Annotated in this window: 13 protein-coding genes and 1 pseudogene; 8 read left to right on the top strand and 6 right to left on the bottom strand. The window is 59.1% G+C overall.

Going from position 1 to position 16,063, the window contains the following annotated elements; all coding sequences use genetic code 11:
• The first annotated feature begins 5 nt into the window (after nt 1-5).
• The 3 genes from QY049_RS14735 to QY049_RS14725 all read left to right on the top strand — a co-directional run bounded on the left by QY049_RS14735 (nt 6) and on the right by QY049_RS14725 (nt 3,385).
• A complete protein-coding gene (locus QY049_RS14735) occupies nt 6-1,064 on the top strand; it encodes a YeiH family protein (RefSeq protein ID WP_128929685.1) in 1,059 nt (352 codons plus the stop codon).
• A 185-nt stretch (nt 1,065-1,249) separates the two neighbouring features.
• Nucleotides 1,250-2,491 (top strand): CaiB/BaiF CoA-transferase family protein, encoded by a 1,242-nt coding sequence (locus QY049_RS14730; protein ID WP_128929686.1) that lies wholly within the window; start codon nt 1,250-1,252, stop codon nt 2,489-2,491.
• A gap of 24 nt (nt 2,492-2,515) precedes the next feature.
• Nucleotides 2,516-3,385 (top strand): CoA ester lyase, encoded by an 870-nt coding sequence (locus QY049_RS14725; protein WP_237866327.1) that lies wholly within the window; start codon nt 2,516-2,518, stop codon nt 3,383-3,385.
• Between the two features lie 54 nt (nt 3,386-3,439).
• Here QY049_RS14725 and QY049_RS14720 read toward each other — a convergent pair whose 3' ends face one another.
• The 5 genes from QY049_RS14720 to tcuA all read right to left on the bottom strand — a co-directional run bounded on the left by QY049_RS14720 (nt 3,440) and on the right by tcuA (nt 8,540).
• Complete coding sequence (locus QY049_RS14720) at nt 3,440-4,273, bottom strand: ABC transporter ATP-binding protein (protein WP_128929688.1); 834 nt, start codon at nt 4,271-4,273, stop codon at nt 3,440-3,442.
• Complete coding sequence (locus QY049_RS14715) at nt 4,263-5,030, bottom strand: ABC transporter permease (protein WP_128929689.1); 768 nt, start codon at nt 5,028-5,030, stop codon at nt 4,263-4,265. Before QY049_RS14715 ends, QY049_RS14720 begins: the two co-directional genes overlap by 11 nt.
• Before the next feature lie 71 nt (nt 5,031-5,101).
• A complete protein-coding gene (locus QY049_RS14710) occupies nt 5,102-5,971 on the bottom strand; it encodes an ABC transporter permease (RefSeq protein ID WP_128955089.1) in 870 nt (289 codons plus the stop codon).
• A gap of 10 nt (nt 5,972-5,981) precedes the next feature.
• On the bottom strand, nt 5,982-6,977 hold the full coding sequence (locus QY049_RS14705; RefSeq protein WP_206733163.1) for an ABC transporter substrate-binding protein: 996 nt from the start codon (nt 6,975-6,977) through the stop codon (nt 5,982-5,984).
• A 54-nt stretch (nt 6,978-7,031) separates the two neighbouring features.
• The gene (gene tcuA, locus QY049_RS14700; protein ID WP_128929691.1) at nt 7,032-8,540 is read right to left on the bottom strand and encodes an FAD-dependent tricarballylate dehydrogenase TcuA; all 1,509 of its coding nucleotides are present in this window, start codon (nt 8,538-8,540) and stop codon (nt 7,032-7,034) included.
• Nucleotides 8,541-8,670: 130 nt separating this feature from the next.
• Here tcuA and QY049_RS14695 point away from each other — a divergent pair, with 130 nt between their 5' ends.
• The 5 genes and pseudogenes from QY049_RS14695 to QY049_RS14675 form a co-directional block, all read left to right on the top strand.
• The gene (locus QY049_RS14695; RefSeq protein WP_128929692.1) at nt 8,671-9,420 is read left to right on the top strand and encodes an electron transfer flavoprotein subunit beta/FixA family protein; all 750 of its coding nucleotides are present in this window, start codon (nt 8,671-8,673) and stop codon (nt 9,418-9,420) included.
• Nucleotides 9,420-10,358 (top strand): electron transfer flavoprotein subunit alpha/FixB family protein, encoded by a 939-nt coding sequence (locus QY049_RS14690; RefSeq protein WP_128955090.1) that lies wholly within the window; start codon nt 9,420-9,422, stop codon nt 10,356-10,358. Before QY049_RS14695 ends, QY049_RS14690 begins: the two co-directional genes overlap by 1 nt.
• 296 nt (nt 10,359-10,654) lie before the next feature.
• Complete coding sequence (locus QY049_RS14685) at nt 10,655-11,515, top strand: site-specific integrase (protein ID WP_128929693.1); 861 nt, start codon at nt 10,655-10,657, stop codon at nt 11,513-11,515.
• Between the two features lie 9 nt (nt 11,516-11,524).
• Nucleotides 11,525-12,703 carry an IS91 family transposase gene (locus tag QY049_RS14680; RefSeq protein WP_128955091.1) on the top strand — a complete coding sequence of 393 codons (1,179 nt, stop codon included), beginning with the start codon at nt 11,525-11,527 and terminating at the stop codon, nt 12,701-12,703.
• 374 nt (nt 12,704-13,077) lie between these two features.
• Nucleotides 13,078-14,078: pseudogene (locus QY049_RS14675) on the top strand (IS701 family transposase); the annotation flags it as partial.
• Between the two features lie 62 nt (nt 14,079-14,140).
• Here QY049_RS14675 and QY049_RS14670 read toward each other — a convergent pair.
• Entirely contained in the window at nt 14,141-14,377 is a 237-nt protein-coding gene (locus QY049_RS14670) for a response regulator transcription factor (RefSeq protein ID WP_128929695.1), read from the bottom strand.
• Nucleotides 14,378-16,063: the final 1,686 nt, after the last annotated feature.

Raw genomic sequence — 16,063 nt, 5'->3', positions numbered from 1 at the left:
GACTCATGGCTCCATGCAAAGATCTTCCCAAATCGAGCAAGGTAGACGCGCCTGCCGGTCGTTTGGTTGCATTGCTTCCCGGCATCCTCTTATGCGTGCTCCTGACGCTGCTGTCGATTGGAATCCAGGAGGCCGAGGAGCACATCTTCCAACATCCCTATGTTGAAGCCTTGGTCATCGCCATCCTGCTCGGGATGATGATCCGCAGCGTCTCAACTACTTCCGAGCGCTGGAAGGTCGGAATCGCCTTCAGCGCGAAACAACTTCTCGAAGTGGCCGTGATGCTGCTCGGGGCCTCGATCAGCTTTGGGGCAATCCTGCCTTCCGGATTATTTCTGATTGCCGCGATCGTCGGAACGGTTGCGGTCACGCTTGCCGTGAGTTTCGGCCTCAGCCGCATGCTCGGCCTACCCACTAAGCTTTCGCTCCTGATCGCCTCCGGAAATTCCATTTGCGGCAATTCCGCGATCGCCGCGGTCGCCCCCGTTATAGGGGCAGATGGCGATGATATCGCGTCATCGATTTCCTTCACCGCGGTCCTTGGCGTGCTGATGGTGCTCGGGCTTCCACTGCTCATTCCACTCTTGGAGCTCTCGGCTACTCAGTACGGGATTCTCGCCGGCCTCACCGTGTACGCCGTTCCCCAGGTGCTTGCCGCGACCGTTCCGGCAGGAATCGTCAGCACTCAAATTGGCACCGTGGTGAAGCTCGTTCGGGTCCTCATGCTAGGGCCGTTGGTGGTCGGCTTGTCGCTTGTCGCACCACGCCTGCGTGGCGAAGTCGCGCCCGGCAAGCGCATTAACCTCATCAAATTGGTACCTTGGTTCATCATCGGCTTCTTGGTACTGGCCGGCCTTCGTTCGTTGCAGATCATACCCAGCAGCGTTGCCGCCCCCGTTGCGAAGCTCGCCAGCGTGCTAACCGTAGTCTCCATGTCCGCACTCGGGCTGGGTGTCGATATCCGGGTGCTTTCGAAGGCCGGCGGGAAAGTCACGATTGCGGTGACCTTGTCTCTGATACTTCTGCTCGCGATGAGCCTCGGCCTGGTTCAACTCTTCAAGTGAGGGCACTCTCTGCTTAACTTCGGGTTGCCAGCTGCGGTGAACATCGGGTTCACCGAAAGGATGTTGCAGGATGTGGTCGTATCACTTAATACTACCCCATACAAGTCAGCTTGTTGAGGATCGATGGGGACCTCCGCGGGTACTGTACAGGCACTACTTCCGCCTTGCATCGTTAAGTCGGCGCAATGAAGGCCGTACCTAAGCAGTTCGAGCCAGAGGCTGCTGGCGCGCTTAACGGCGTCCGTGTCGTGGACCTTTCGCGTCTGGTCGCCGGGAATATGCTCACCCTGCAGCTCGCCGACTTCGGAGCCGAAGTCATCAAGATTGAGGACATCGTCTCGGGCGACCCTCTGCGCGCTTGGCGGGTCAACGATGTCAGCATCCATTGGAAGACCTACGCCCGGAACAAGAAGAGTGTCGCGCTAGACCTTCGCGACGAGAGAGGTCGGACGATCCTATCGGATCTGCTCGCGACGGCGGACGTGCTGGTCGAGAACTTCAGACCCGGAGGTCTGGAAAAGCTGGGTTTGTTGCCCGAGGTCCTTCGAGCACAGAATGCAGGACTGATCATCGTGAGAATCTCGGGATGGGGGCAGACCGGTCCCTATCGGGACAGGCCCGGCTTCGGCACTCTGGTCGAAGGCATGTCAGGCTTCGCTTCCCGCAACGGATTCCCTGATCGACCTCCGCTGCTGCCACCCGCCACGCTCGCCGATATGGTCGCGGGCATTTACGGATTTGGGGCAACCATGGTTGCGCTCAGGCATCGAGAAGTGAGCGGGGGTAACGGCCAGGTTATCGACTTGCCCTTGTTAGATCCGCTTTTTTCCCTCCTCGGTCCCGAAGCCGGAATCTATCAACTAACACAGCAGGTACGCCCGCGGACCGGCAGTCGATCGCTTACCGGAGCGCCGCGCAACACATTCCGTACCAGCGACTCTCGCTGGATCGCAATCTCCGCCTCGATGCAAGTTGTGGCCGAGAGGTTGTTCCGGACTATCGGTCGCCCTGACATGATCGTGGATCCCCGATTTTTGACGAACTCTGATCGCATCAAAAACGCCGATGCTTGCGAGGAGCCTATCGCGGAATTCATTGCCGCGCGGACGCTTGAAGATAACATGAGTATATTCGAGCGGGCAGACGTAACTGCTGCACCAATCTACGACATCGATCAATTCTTGGATGACCCCCATGTTCAAGCTCGCGAAATCGTCGTTGGGTTACCGGACTCCGAACTCGGAACGGTTTTAATGCACAACGTGGTCCCGAGGCTCGAAACTACGCCCGGAAGGATTCGGATGCCCGCTCCGGATCTCGGTCAACACACGTTTGCGATTCTGCGCTCCCTCGGCATCACGCAGGCCCGGTTGGAAGAACTGCGCGAGGCTGGCGTCATCGTGCAGGCTAAGCCATCATCCCAATGACCCGTAGGCGACCGGAAGACACCAGTGTACCGATCTCTGCTTTATGTCCCCGCCTCATCTGAGCGCTTCATTGCAAAGTCGGCGCTTTGTGGCGCCGATGCCATAATCCTGGATCTTGAAGACAGCGTCGCGCCCGCACAGAAGGAGGGGGCACGCAATAGGCTTGCGTCGTCGATAAAACGATGCGCTGCCGCAGGAGCTGACATTTGGGTGCGTATTAATCGACCTCTGTCGGCTGCCGTCCGAGATATCGAGGCTTCGGTGCTCGGTGGTGCCAAGGGCATTCTGATGACAAAAGTCGAGGGCGCCGAGCACGTGCGGTTGCTTCTAGAGGTTGCTGAGCGAACCGAACGGGATCATGACCGTCGCGAGCCACTCCAAGCGATCGCAGTCATCGAGTCCGTCAAGATTTTGGCCAAAGCGGACGACATCGCACGCGCCCACGAGCGGGTGATAGGCCTGATGGGCGGTAGTGAGGACTTAGCGCTATCGATGGGAGCTAATCCCACTCATGAGGCACTTAAGATACCCAAGATGCTGGTTCACATGGCCGCTGCCGGAGCCGGAAAATACTCGTTCGGATTGTTCGGCTCCGTTGCGGACTACAAGGATGTCCGACTAATGCGCGAGCTAGCGGAGGAGGCATTCGGTCACGGAGTTACGGGTGCGACCTGTGTCCATCCTTCAGTGGTACCGATCCTAAACAATGCCTTTGCACCGTCCGACGCTGATGTCGCAAGGGCGCAATTGATCATCGAGACCGCCCGTCAGCAAACCGAACGTGGCGTCGGCGCCTATTCGCTGGAAGGCAGGATGGTCGACGAGCCCGTCGTCGAACGTGCCCGGCAACTCTTGGAGCGGGCGCGGCGCCACCGGCGTGCCGACGCAAGCTGATCAGAGCGTTAGAGTGTCGGCCTGCGGTAATCTGGGCTATTGATTCACAGCGCTCTATGAGCGGCCAGCAAACGTCTGGCGTTCGCGCTTCATCGCCTTGTCGACTTCCGCCGACAGAAGAGCCGTAACCTCGTCTTCGTATCGCCGGACCTGCGGGTCCCTTAAGTCCCGAGGGTGGGGTAGCTTGATCGCCACGTCCGCAATTATTCGCGAGGGCCGTGAGCTCAGAATAAGCACTCGATCGGCAAGCTGAACGGCCTCTGATACACTATGAGTTATCATCACGATAGTTCGATTGGCCTCGACCCAGAGGTTTTGTAGATCCTGGATCATGTAGTTCTTTGTTTGCACGTCGAGTGCGCCGAACGGCTCATCGAGTAGCAGCACCTCCGGATCGTAACTAAGTGCCCGAGCGATGGCGACGCGCTGTTTCATGCCGCCCGACAGAGACGATGGATAGGCATTCTCGAACCCCGAAAGGCCTGTCAGACGAAGCCACTTCCTCGCCCGCTCCTCAGCTTCCTGCCGTGGCACACCTTTGATGTCCAGGCCCAGCGTCGCATTACGCAACACCGTAAGCCAGGGGAACAGCACGAACTCCTGAAAGACCACGCCACGGTCGGGTCCTGGCCCCACCACGAGTTCGTTGTTGATTAGCAGTTCCCCCTGGCTTGCCTTCTCGAATCCAGCGATCAGGTACAGAAACGTCGACTTGCCGCAACCGCTTGGACCGATGATAGCCACGAATTCCCGTTCGTTGATCGTGCAAGAAATGTCCTCCATCGCCAGCACGTTTCCGAAATACTTCTGGACATTCTTGGCGACAATCTTGGGCTTGGTACCGGCACCGTCGCGCAGCGGGAGTATTTTTGCCGTTTCAACGCTCATTGAGTACTCCCCATTTCTCGATGGTAGCAGCTTCGATCTTGCCAACCAGAACGTTCTCAAGAAGATAGCCGAGCGCCGCAATCATCATCACGCCACCATAGATGACGCCAATGTTCATGTATTCGGAGGCGTCATAGATCATGAAACCCAGGCCATAGCTGCTGGCGGCCAGCATCTCGGCGGCGATCAGAGCGCGCCAGGCGTAACCTGTACCGAGCCGTGTGCCGGTGATCAGGCAAGGAAAAATGCCGGGAATAATGACGCGCCAAAATACCTGCCGTCGGCTCGCGCCCATCGACCAAGCCACCCAAAGCATTTTGACGTTCAGCATTTCGATGCCGCTCGCGACGATGTATATCATTTCGAAAACCGCTGCGAGAAATACGACTAGGATGGTCGTGCGGTTATCGATACCCATGACCAACAGCAGGACGGGGGTCCATGCTAGCGTCGGCACAGGCATCAAGATGCTAATGATTGGCTGAAACACCAGCCGCGCCCGCTGACTCATGCCAAGTCCAACCCCGAGCAGGGTACCTATGATTACCGCAAGTGATAATCCCGAGAGCAAGCGCAGCATGCTGTCTGCCACGTGCCACAGAATTGCATATGGCGGGTTTCCGTTTGGGCCGGATTGCACCCAAAGCTTGTTGAGGATCGCGGACGGCGCCGGAAACAAGAAGCCGTTTATCAACCCTAACCGCGAGCACACCTCCCAAGCCACCAGCGGCACCAGGATCAGCGCGATACGAGCCATCGGTATCGCGAGACCGGACGAGGCTGGGGACCGAGTATATCGCTGCAGACGGATGCCGGATGTGTCCACGCTCATCGATGGCTACCCACTTTTCCGTTACCGTGCCAGCGGTGAATGGTAAGTGCTTCGAGCGAGCCAAACACGCCACGTTCGATAAGGAGACCGATCAGGGCCAGGCATACGATGCCGACGAACATCGTGGATACGTCCATATAGGAACGCGCCGCGAATATCATGAATCCGAGGCCATGGGTCAACGCAGCTAGCATTTCGGCCGCGACCAGCGTGCGCCACGAATGCGCCATTCCAAGCTTCAGCCCCGAGATCAGCGCCGGCAGCGCACCGGGTAACAGCACACGCCGAAAGATATCAAACCGGCTTGCGCCCATGCTGCGCACGACCCACAAGGAGTGTCGGCCGATTGCGCGCACGCCCTGGATAGTACTGTACAGAATCGGAAAGAAGGCACCGAGGAAACAGACAGCAATGATCGTGATATCGCCTTGACCGAAAATGACCAGGAAGATCGGAGCCCAGGCAACTGCCGGTAGCGGCAGTAACAGGCTCAGGAGTGGGGAAGCAATCAGATAGGCCGTCCTGTTGAGGCCCAGGAAGAGGCCCATTGGGATGGCCAGCACGCATGCCAGAGCGAACGAACTCAGCGCACGCCACAAACTAACGACAATATGCGTCAGCAATATGCTCTTGGCGGGATCGGCTGGATCAAGCAGCACCCACGCGCGCCGCGCGATATTTGATGGCGAAGGCAGGATCGTCGCATTGATCCAGCCGAGACGTACCGTTGTCTCCCATATTAACAGGAAGACGATGATTGGCAGCGCGAACAAGAATGCCGATGCCGCCCCGCGGTACAAGATGCTACGCAGCCTCTGCTCGTCGGCAACACCCGCGAACGGCGCCGACGGCGTCGCGTTAGACATGATGGAGCCCTTAGTTGGTAGATGACGCGAGTTTCGCCGCTTCCTCATAGAATTGATTGCGCACGAGGCTCTTGAAGTCCGGAATGTTGGGAATCTTTCCGGCCGCCTTCATAGACTCGGCAACCGGCATGAGCTCGTCGGTCATCGCGTCGGTCAGCTTTGGATCGACGTTGATCCGCGTCAAGGCAAGCTCCAGCGCCTTTGGATCGATGTCCACGCCCTGCTTGCTGATATCGGCTGCAACCTTGCTGGCGGCATCGTCCGGTTGCGTCTTCATGTACGTGCCGGCATCGATCAACGTGGCAAGATATCGCGCCACGGCCTCGGGATGCTCATCAGCAAACTTGCGGCGCACCAGCACAAGGTTCGGCGATTCACTTACGCCCTTCATCGACTGAATACGCTTTACCACGCCCATCGTCTCGCCAATCGCAACATGCGGCTCCCATGCCACTGCAGCGTCGACAACACCTTGCTGCACGGCGGCTCGCAGGTCCTCAACCTTCATATTGACGATCTGGAAGTCGCCTTCCTTCATCCCGTTCTTGTCTAAAAAGACACGGAAAGTGCTGAAAGAGCCGGATCCGGCAACCGCGCCGATCTTCCTTCCTTTGAGTTCAGCCACCGCTTTGACAGATGAATGGTTCGCGACAATTACGCCGTAGCGATCGCCCCCATACTGATCGGCGGCAATAATGTAGAACAGATTGGGCTGCATCGCAGCCATAGTGATTAGTCGACCTGAGCCTCCGTTGCCGATATCGATTTGCCCGGCGACAAACGCCTTGAGTATTTCGCTTCCAGAGCTATAGCTCCCGATGTCAACCTTAAGGTTGTACTTTGCGCCCCAATCCTTGGTGCGATAAACGTCGTCGGTTGGAACGGCTTGCAGACCTATCTTTATTGTCAGCGCATCTTTGGACGTGGCGTGCGCTGGAATCAGCATCACGCAGGATGCCACAACAAATGCTACACGACGCAACTTGTTTTGGATTGAGCGAGCCATTTTTGTGCCTCCCTGTCGGCAGTTTATGATGCAGTTTGTTCTGCAACTTATTGATCAGGCCGCTGAACGGCTCTTGCTTGCAGCGACTGCCGCAGCAGCGCTCTCACCTGCGATCTTCCCGAATACAGCGCCTGAAGTGAGCCCCGTGCCACCTGGATAGTTATGATAGAACAGCCCCCCGACCAGCTCTCCAGCTGCGAACAAGCCGGGAATCGGAAGGCCGGCTGTATCCTGCACCTGACCGCTCTGGTCAATCTTGAGTCCACCGAATGTGAAGGTGACACCGCACGTGACGGCATAAGCCTCGAATGGTCCTGTATCAATCGTGTTGGCCCAATGGGACTTGCGCGGCGAACTCTCCGCGGAGCGGCCATCTTTCGCATTCGGGTTGAAGGGAACGTCCTGCCGCACCGATGCGTTAAATTCAGCGACGGTCTTGAGAAAGGCGTTGCGATCAACGCCTTCGAGTTGGTCGGCGAGACCCTCCAGGGTATCCGACGTAATCTTGGTGATTTGCCGGATCCTGTATTCGTCGCGCAAAAGGTGATGCACCTTAGCATCGAATACCTGCCAAGCGAACTGGCCGGGTTGCGCTAGGATTTCGCGACCATACTTGGCATAGGTATAATTGCGAAAATCGGCTCCCTCATCAAGGAAGCGTTGGCCTCGGGAATTGACCATGATGCCGAATGGGTAGCTGTGCTTCTGGTAGGCATCCCCTACTGCGAGATCGCCGAACGCCGGAGCATTTTGGTCCCAGCCGACGGCATGTGCTCCGGACCAATGTCCACATGGCATTGCACCAATCGCAAGCGCCATTTGGATTCCAGCGCCGGTATTGAAGCGTGTGCCACGAACTTTCGCCAGGTCCCAGTTTGGTCCGAGATACCGCGCGCGCATTTCCGTATTAGACTCGAAGCCTCCGCACGCCAGGATGACAGCATTTGAATGCAGATCGCGCTCCTTGCCTTGATGCCGGACGCGAACTCCAACGACCCCGCTATTGTCATTGATCAAACTGACCGCGGCAGTTTCGTAAAGAAACTGGATACCCTTCCCTTCCGCGGACTCTAGCAGCATGTCCACGAGACCGGGACCACCACCCCACACTTCCACACTGAGCCCACCCCAGAATTGGAACCGTCCGTTCACTTTGTAGGCTTGCCGCCCATGACTAGTTTGAAACCTAACGCCTTGCTCTCGCATCCACCGAAGCGTCGGCAAGCTGCGCTTGACTAAAATCTCGCATAAGTCAGGATCGGTCCTGAATTGCGTCACGCGAAACATGTCATCGAAAAATTGGTCCTCGGTGTAAGTGCCGAAATCAGTATTGGCTAACGTATCGGGATTGATGTCCGGCACTACGCTTAGCACGTCCTCCACACCATTGAAGACGTATCGCATGGCGCCCGCCGTATAGGTCGAGTTCCCTCCCCGCTCGTCCCGAGGCGCCGCCTCAAGCATGAGGACAGTCGCGCCATTATTGCTGGCGGATATGGCCGCACAAGCGGCAGCATTTCCTGCCCCTACCACGATGACGTCAGCGTCGAATTCACGAGGCATAATACGAGTTCTTTCCTGGCGGGGTCTTGGGCTCGCAGATTCCGCCTTCCCTGCTTCCTGGAATATGGTAGTAGCATGAGATACTATCCTTCAACAGATGTCAACTGCTGCAATTGTTGAGGAAACCCTGATGAAGGTCTTAGTGCCGGTAAAGCGGGTGGTCGATTACAATGTCAAGGTCCGCGTCAAGGGCGATGGATCGGGCGTTGAACTCGCCAACGTCAAGATGTCGATGAACCCCTTCGACGAAATCGCGGTTGAGGAAGCGCTGCGCCTGAAGGAAGCCGGCAAGGCGGCCGAAGTCGTGGTGGTCTCCATTGGACCGGCGCAGGCGTCGGAGACGATCCGCACCGGTCTTGCCATGGGCGCCGATCGCGGCATCCTGGTGAAGGCCGAAGGCACCGTCGAGCCGCTCGCCGTCGCCAAGATCCTCAAGAAGGTTGCAGAAGAAGAGCAGCCCGGCCTGATCATTCTCGGCAAGCAGGCGATCGACGACGACAGCAATCAGACCGGCCAGATGCTGGCTGCGCTGCTGGGCTGGTCGCAGGCGACGTTTGCCTCGAAGCTCGAGGTCGAAGGCTCCGACTTCAAGGTCACCCGTGAAGTCGACGGCGGCCTGCAGACCGTCAAGCTCAAGGGACCGGCGATCGTCACCACCGATCTGCGTCTCAACGAGCCGCGCTATGCCTCGCTGCCCAACATCATGAAGGCCAAGAAGAAGCCGATCGCGGAGAAGACCGTTGCCGATTACGGTGTCGACGTCACTGCGCGCCTCGAAGTTTTGAAGACGGCTGAGCCCGCGGGCCGCAAGGCCGGCGTCAAGGTGAAGGACGTCGCCGAGCTGGTGTCGAAGCTCAAGAACGAAGCCGGGGTGCTCTGATGACTGCGTTGTTGATTGCTGAACACGAACAGGAGGTCCTCAAGGACTCCACCAACAAGGCGCTGACCGCGGCGTCCCAGCTCGGCGGCGACGTCCACGTGCTGGTCGCTGGCGGCGGGCAGGGCACCAAGGCTGCGGCCGAGGTCGCCGCGAAGCTCGCTGGTGTTGCCAAGGTGCTGGTCGCCGAAGGCGAGGCCTACGCGCACGATCTGGCCGAGCCGCTGGCCGCGCTGATCGTTTCGCTGGCCCCGTCCTACGATGCGATCGTCGCGCCCGCGACCTCGCGCTTCAAGAACGTGATGCCGCGCGTCGCGGCGCTGCTCGACGTCATGCAGGTCTCGGAGATCACCAAGGTGGTCGCGCCCGACACCTATGAGCGTCCGATCTATGCCGGCAACGCCATCCAGACGGTGAAGTCGAAGGACGCCAAGAAGGTCATCACGGTCCGCACCTCGACCTTTGCGGCGGCAGCTGCCGGTGGCAACGCGCCGGTCGAAAGCGTCGCTGCCGCGGCCGATCCCGGCCTGTCGACCTTTGTCGGTGAGGAAGTTGCCAAGAGCGACCGTCCCGAGCTGACCTCGGCCAAGATCATCGTCTCTGGTGGCCGGGCCATGCAGAGCCGCGAGAACTTCGCCAAATACATCGAGCCGCTCGCCGACAAGCTGGGCGCCGGCGTCGGTGCCTCGCGTGCGGCGGTGGACGCCGGCTATGCGCCGAACGACTGGCAGGTCGGCCAGACCGGCAAGGTCGTGGCCCCCGAGCTCTATGTCGCCGTCGGCATTTCCGGTGCGATCCAGCATCTGGCCGGCATGAAGGACTCCAAGGTGATCGTCGCGATCAACAAGGACGAGGACGCGCCGATCTTCCAGGTGGCCGATTACGGCCTGGTCGCCGACCTCTACCAGGCGGTTCCGGAGCTGACCGACGCGCTCTCATAACCCCGCTCCACAAGCTTGGTGAGGCGACCGAGAAACGCCTGCAAGTTAAAGTCTGCTGGTGTCTCAGAACAGCCAAACGCCATCCGCGACCACCTCAAAGGCCTCTCGCTCCTGCGCAGGCCACTGTTATATCGACGGCGCCTAGCACTACTTTGGCAGATTGTTGATTTTGCCGCGTTTTATAGGATTGAACGAAGCCGCTGGCGCGGCATGTAGGGAGGCATAGCAAGGATTGCCTCCTGTCTGAGAGGATTGCGGGTTTTCGAAGCCCAACCCTTCAGACAGGAGGTTTTCCGATGGCTGAGATCAGCCCACTTCGCCGCCGCATGATCGAGGACATGACGGTCCGCAATCTGTCACCGGCGACGCAGCAATCCTACCTCAACGCCGTAGCGAAGTTGAGCCGGTATTTCGGTCGCTCTCCCGACCGCCTTGACCTGGAGGATATCCGTGCCTTCCAGGTTCATCTGGTGGCGACGGGGATGTCCTGGCCGGCGCTGAACCAGATCGTGTGCGCGCTGCGGTTCTTCTACGGTGTGACGCTTGGTCATGACACCGTTCCGGAGCGCATCGCCTATGCGCGCCAACCGCGCAAACTTCCGGTCGTGCTGAGCGCCGACGAGGTCGTGCGCTTCCTGGAAGCAGTCCCGAGCCTGAAGAGCCGTACCGCGCTGACCACGGTCTATGCCGCCGGACTACGCGTATCGGAACTGGTCCTCTTGAAGGTTGTCGACATCGACAGCCAACGGATGCTGATCCGGGTCGAGCACGGGAAGGGCGGCAAGGACCGTTACGTTATGCTCTCGCCGCAGCTTTTGAGGATTCTGCGGACGTATTGGCGGCTCACTCGGCCAAAGCGATGGTTGTTTCCCGGCCGCGACGACGAGCGTCCGCTCGTCCCGAACGTGCTGCACGCCGCCTGCCGTTCAGCTTGTGCGGCGGCCGGCTTGAGCAAGTCGGTGACGGTGCACACGTTGCGGCACACATTCGCGACCCATCTCCTGGAGAGCGGGGCCGACGTGCGCATCATCCAGGTGCTGCTCGGCCATGCCAGCCTGGCCAGCACGGCGCGCTATACCCAGGTCGCCACCAAGACCATCAGCAATACGCCAAGTCCGCTGGACCGGCTCCACCTGGAGGTCGTGCCGCCCGGCTGAGCGGGCGCCATGGCTCCGGTTCTGGAAGTGGCGGATATCTTCCGCCGCCACGGCGAAGTGTTTCGACAAGCCCGTGCCGAGCATCTGGGCCGCGTCGAGCGGCGCGTCATGGGCGCGATCACGGCATGCCGGACGGCTGTGCTCGGCGGCCACGTCGAGCAGTGCGATGACTGCGGCGCCACACGCATTGCCTACAACTCCTGCCGCAATCGGCATTGCCCGAAGTGCCAGGGCGCGGCGCGCGCGCAATGGCTCGCCGAACGGCAAGCTGAACTCCTTCCCGTACCGTATTTCCACGTCGTCTTCACCATGCCGGCCCTCGCCGGAGGGATCGCCTTCCAGAACAAGGCCGTCGTCTATGCCATCCTGTTCCGCTGCGCAGCCGAAACGCTCACCACCATCGCAGCCGACCCCAAGCATCTCGGCGCTCAGCTCGGCGTGACTGCCGTCCTCCATACCTGGGGCCAGACCCTGCAACACCATCCGCATATCCACTGCGTCGTGCCGGGCGGTGGACCCTCGCTCGACGGCACACGCTGGGTCGCTTGCCGGCCCGGCTTCTTCCTGCCAGTGCGCGTCCTCTCCCGGCTGTTCCGCCGCCTGTTTCTGCAAGAGCTGCAAGCTGCCTACGCGGCTGGCCAGCTGAGCTTCTTTGGCGCTCTCGCCCATCTCACCGATCCCGCTGCATTCGCCGCGCGCCTTAATCAACTTCGACGGACCGACTGGGTCGTCTATGCCAAGCCACCATTTGGCGGGCCCGAACAGGTGCTGGCTTATCTCGGCCGCTATACGCACCGCGTCGCCATCGCCAACAGTCGGCTGATCTCGCTTGCCGACGGCAAGGTGAGCTTTCCCTGGAAGGACTATCGGCAGAATCGTAAAGCCAAAGTGATGACGCTTGATGCCGATGAGTTCATTCGGCGCTTTCTGCTACACACCCTGCCGGACGGCTTCCATCGCATCCGCCACTATGGCTTCCTCGCCAATGGCGGACGCAACGATAAAATCGCTCTCTGCCGTCAACTCCTTGCTGTCCGCAACGCGCCGACTGATCAAGAAGCCGGCGACGATCCCCTCACCACATGTCAGATCCCCGTCTGCCCGCATTGCGGCGGCACCATGCGCCGCGTCGATGTCGTCCCGCGAGCCCGTGCCCACGACCATCCGTTTCGTTGTGATACGTCATGACCAGCGCCTGCACCATCCACCTCTTCTGTGATCACCTTCGCGGTGGCAACGTCCGAAGTCGCCGTGGCCGCACTCGTCTCCGAACACCCGGCCAATCGTTCGGCCACGCATCCCAGCGCAGCAAATCGCTCGCTGGATCGCGCCCTTGGCCCGATCAATCCGGCCGCTCACATCCGATGAACGTCTCGCCGACGCCCGGCGACCACAGGCGCGCCTTCCCCGCAGCCGCACCCGCTGCACTATTCCCATAGCGCCCACAACTCCGCAGCTTCGTTCAATCCGGCTTCTATGAGGTCGCACCCACGACCGAGCGCGCGGCTCGCGCCTGCCACGCGACCTCACAGAACCCTCAAGATTCCCGAATCAATTTTTCAATGATTCATGGGTGGTCGGCTCTTGGAGGGCTGACCATGCCAGGATGGGAAGACGAACTCGAACGCTGGTTGATGCCGTTCTTGGACCGGCTGGGTCATAAGACCCGGCAGCGGATGTGTCCTCTGTATGTTGCGGGATTGATCGGTCCCGGCGATCGTAAGAGCGTTCAGCCGATGGCGGAACGCCTTGCCACCAGCACCTACGACCAGTTGCACCATTTCATTGCGGACGGTGTCTGGGACGCGACGCCGCTGGGGACAGAGTTGCTCAACCAGGCGGATCGACTTGTCGGCGGCAGGGCTGCGGTGCTGGTTATTGATGACACCTCACTTCCCAAGAAGGGTGAGCGCTCGGTCGGTGTTGGGGCTCAATACGCCTCGGCACTCGGTAAAACGGCAAATTGCCAGACACTGGTGTCTTTGACGCTTGCGAGCGGCGAAGTGCCCGTGATGGTCGCGTTACGTCTCTTTCTGCCTGACAGTTGGACAAGCGACGTATCTCGTTTGAAGCGCGCTCGCGTGCCAGTCGAACATCGAACGCCACGGTCCAAGCCGGAGATTGCTTTGGCCGAGATTGACCGCGCGATAGCAGCCAACGTGCGCTTTGGATATGTGCTGGCGGTGCAGGATACGGTCTCAGCGTACCGTTTCGACTAGGGCTAACAGAGCGCGGGCTGGTCTGGGCTGTCGGAATCCCTCGGCACCTGAAAGTGTACCCGGTCGATGTGAAGCTCATTTGGCCGATTACCAAAGCCCGCGGGAAACCACGAAAGCACCACGTGCCTGATATCTTGTCGATTGGCGCAGAACAAATGCTGGCCAGCGCCAAATGGAAAGCCGTGAGCTGGCGCAGCGGGACCAAAGGTCGGCTGACAGCCCGCTTTGCTGCTCTCCGTGTCCGCACCGCCGACGGCCCTCCTCAGCGGATTTGGGATAAGGGTCAGCAGCATCTCCCGGGCGACGAAGCTTGGCTCATTGGCGAGCAACGTGCCTCAGGGGATCGGAGGAGGTTCACATTCCCGGGACTTGAGGACGTCGCAAAAGCTCGACGTCGCGCTAGTCCTTATCCTCGTCGCGTTTCCTGCGACGGATCTGGGATCAGCTTGAGGCGTATCGCCTTGATGATACCCTGGACGCGGGTCCTCGTAGCAAGCTTTCGCAGGGCGTTCTTATGATAATTGACCGTATTCTCGCTGATCTTCAGTTCCCTCCCAATTGCCCAAGACGATCTCCCTTCTGCCGCGAACTGCAGGCATTGTTTTTCGCGCTCGGATAGCTTTATTGACGTATCGTGGCTCATGTTTGAGGCGCTCCGTATCAAGATCAGATCGCAATGCCGAGACAGCAAGCCCCATGCCAATGGGGGGTTGAGAAAATCAGGCGGGAGGAAATGATTGAGAAAGGGCGGACGATCGATTTGCGTCCCCTTAGCGGTCGAAGCATTACGACATAGGTCGGAAGCTCAACGTCCCCTTTGCAGCATCGGCTACAATGATCGATATCGATCAAGAAGAGCGCGGCCTAGAACGGGACCGTTTTGCTCTCTTCTTCTGCGGCGACAGCGCGGTGTGTAACTGAACAGTGTCCGCTGCGTTCACGAGGATATGAAAGCTCCCTACCACGATACGTGCTGGAAGATGCGTCGCACCATCATGAGCAAGTCGCGAACTCGGATCGTCTCGAGGCTGACCAGAGCTAAGACTGCTGAGTCGATTAGGATTACCGGTTGCCGAATGGATGCGCCTTTTTGACTTTCTGCCACCCAGATCCACCATCCTGTCATCCGCCGCGATCGGCTCGCGGCGGAAATACGCCATGCTTGGGTCATAGGGCATATGGTGCAGCTGCATAAGGCCGGATGCTTATAGTAGGGGTAGACGTTCGCGCCCGTGGTCCACAGCACGATCCTGGCGTCGACCCGGTCCGCAAGCTCACAAACCTGCCAAAGCGCGATTGCGCCGCCTCCTGGTCCGGCTTAAGTTGCGGAAGCCGTGGAAATACCAGGAAGATTTGCTCTATTGGCTTGGCCCTGGACTTGCAATTCAGAGAAGTAGCAGGATTCTCCACCGTCTTGAGCTCGAGGTTGATGAAGGTGTCGGTTCGACGTTCGGCGAGCTCCCGTCGTGAAGTTCGACCTCGACAGCAGCGCCGCTTAGTTGGTGTAGGAAGGTCAGTGGGTTTCCTTCATCGCGTTGGCATAGACGCCGCTGAATGTCCTCCGGCGTTATGGCATGAAAGGCGCGACGTTCTCCTCACGAACTCCGAATCCGAGTAGTCGTGGATTGCCTAAAATCGCTGGTGCAGCTTTGAGTCCGGCTCGGACAGGTTGGTGCGGTCCTCGGCAAGCGCAGGTCCTTCCTTTCCGTGTAACCGGACAGGCAGACGTCGGCGATCAGTGCGGTCAGGATCTGTAAGGGTGCTTGCGCAGCCAGCGAAGCGACAGGAGCGTTGAGCAAGCGGGCGATCCTGCTTCTGGCTCTGCTCGCATCATTATCAATGCGGAAGGGGGTTGCCGAAACCTCGAAGGTGTCTAGTGCATGCGCCCTATTGCATTGTCGTATATCCTGGCAAAGAAACCGAACCGCTTCGGCCATGGGAGGGCCGCGGGCTATCGGCCAAAGTGCGGTACCGCTGACCTCGCCCTGTCCCTTGACGGCAGCGTGAGTAAGCGCCAGCACAATGCATATGCTCCCATCGGCATTCCCATTGTTAAAACGGAAAGCAACTTCGGTTGGTCATGTGAAGCGTACGATACAATTTTTGCTGAGCTAACTCAGAGCGCAGCTGGCTTCTAAGAGCGTCTTGCGCCATTCGTCGCAGATCAAAGCATGATCGAGATCTCACATGATATCAAACGCTGGTTGCTGGTCCTGGTTTCCAAATTGCTTTACATCTCCCGCCATGTCGACGAGTTCAGAATGTTGCGCTTCAAATCTCGCAGATCAAGCGCGTCTCATTGCGACGAGAAGCCAAAAAGCCGGAAGGT

The sequence above is a fragment of the Bradyrhizobium sp. WYCCWR 13022 genome (genome assembly GCF_030435535.1).
In the GTDB taxonomy this organism is placed as follows: domain Bacteria; phylum Pseudomonadota; class Alphaproteobacteria; order Rhizobiales; family Xanthobacteraceae; genus Bradyrhizobium.
This window is presented reverse-complemented; position numbering and strand designations above follow the sequence as displayed.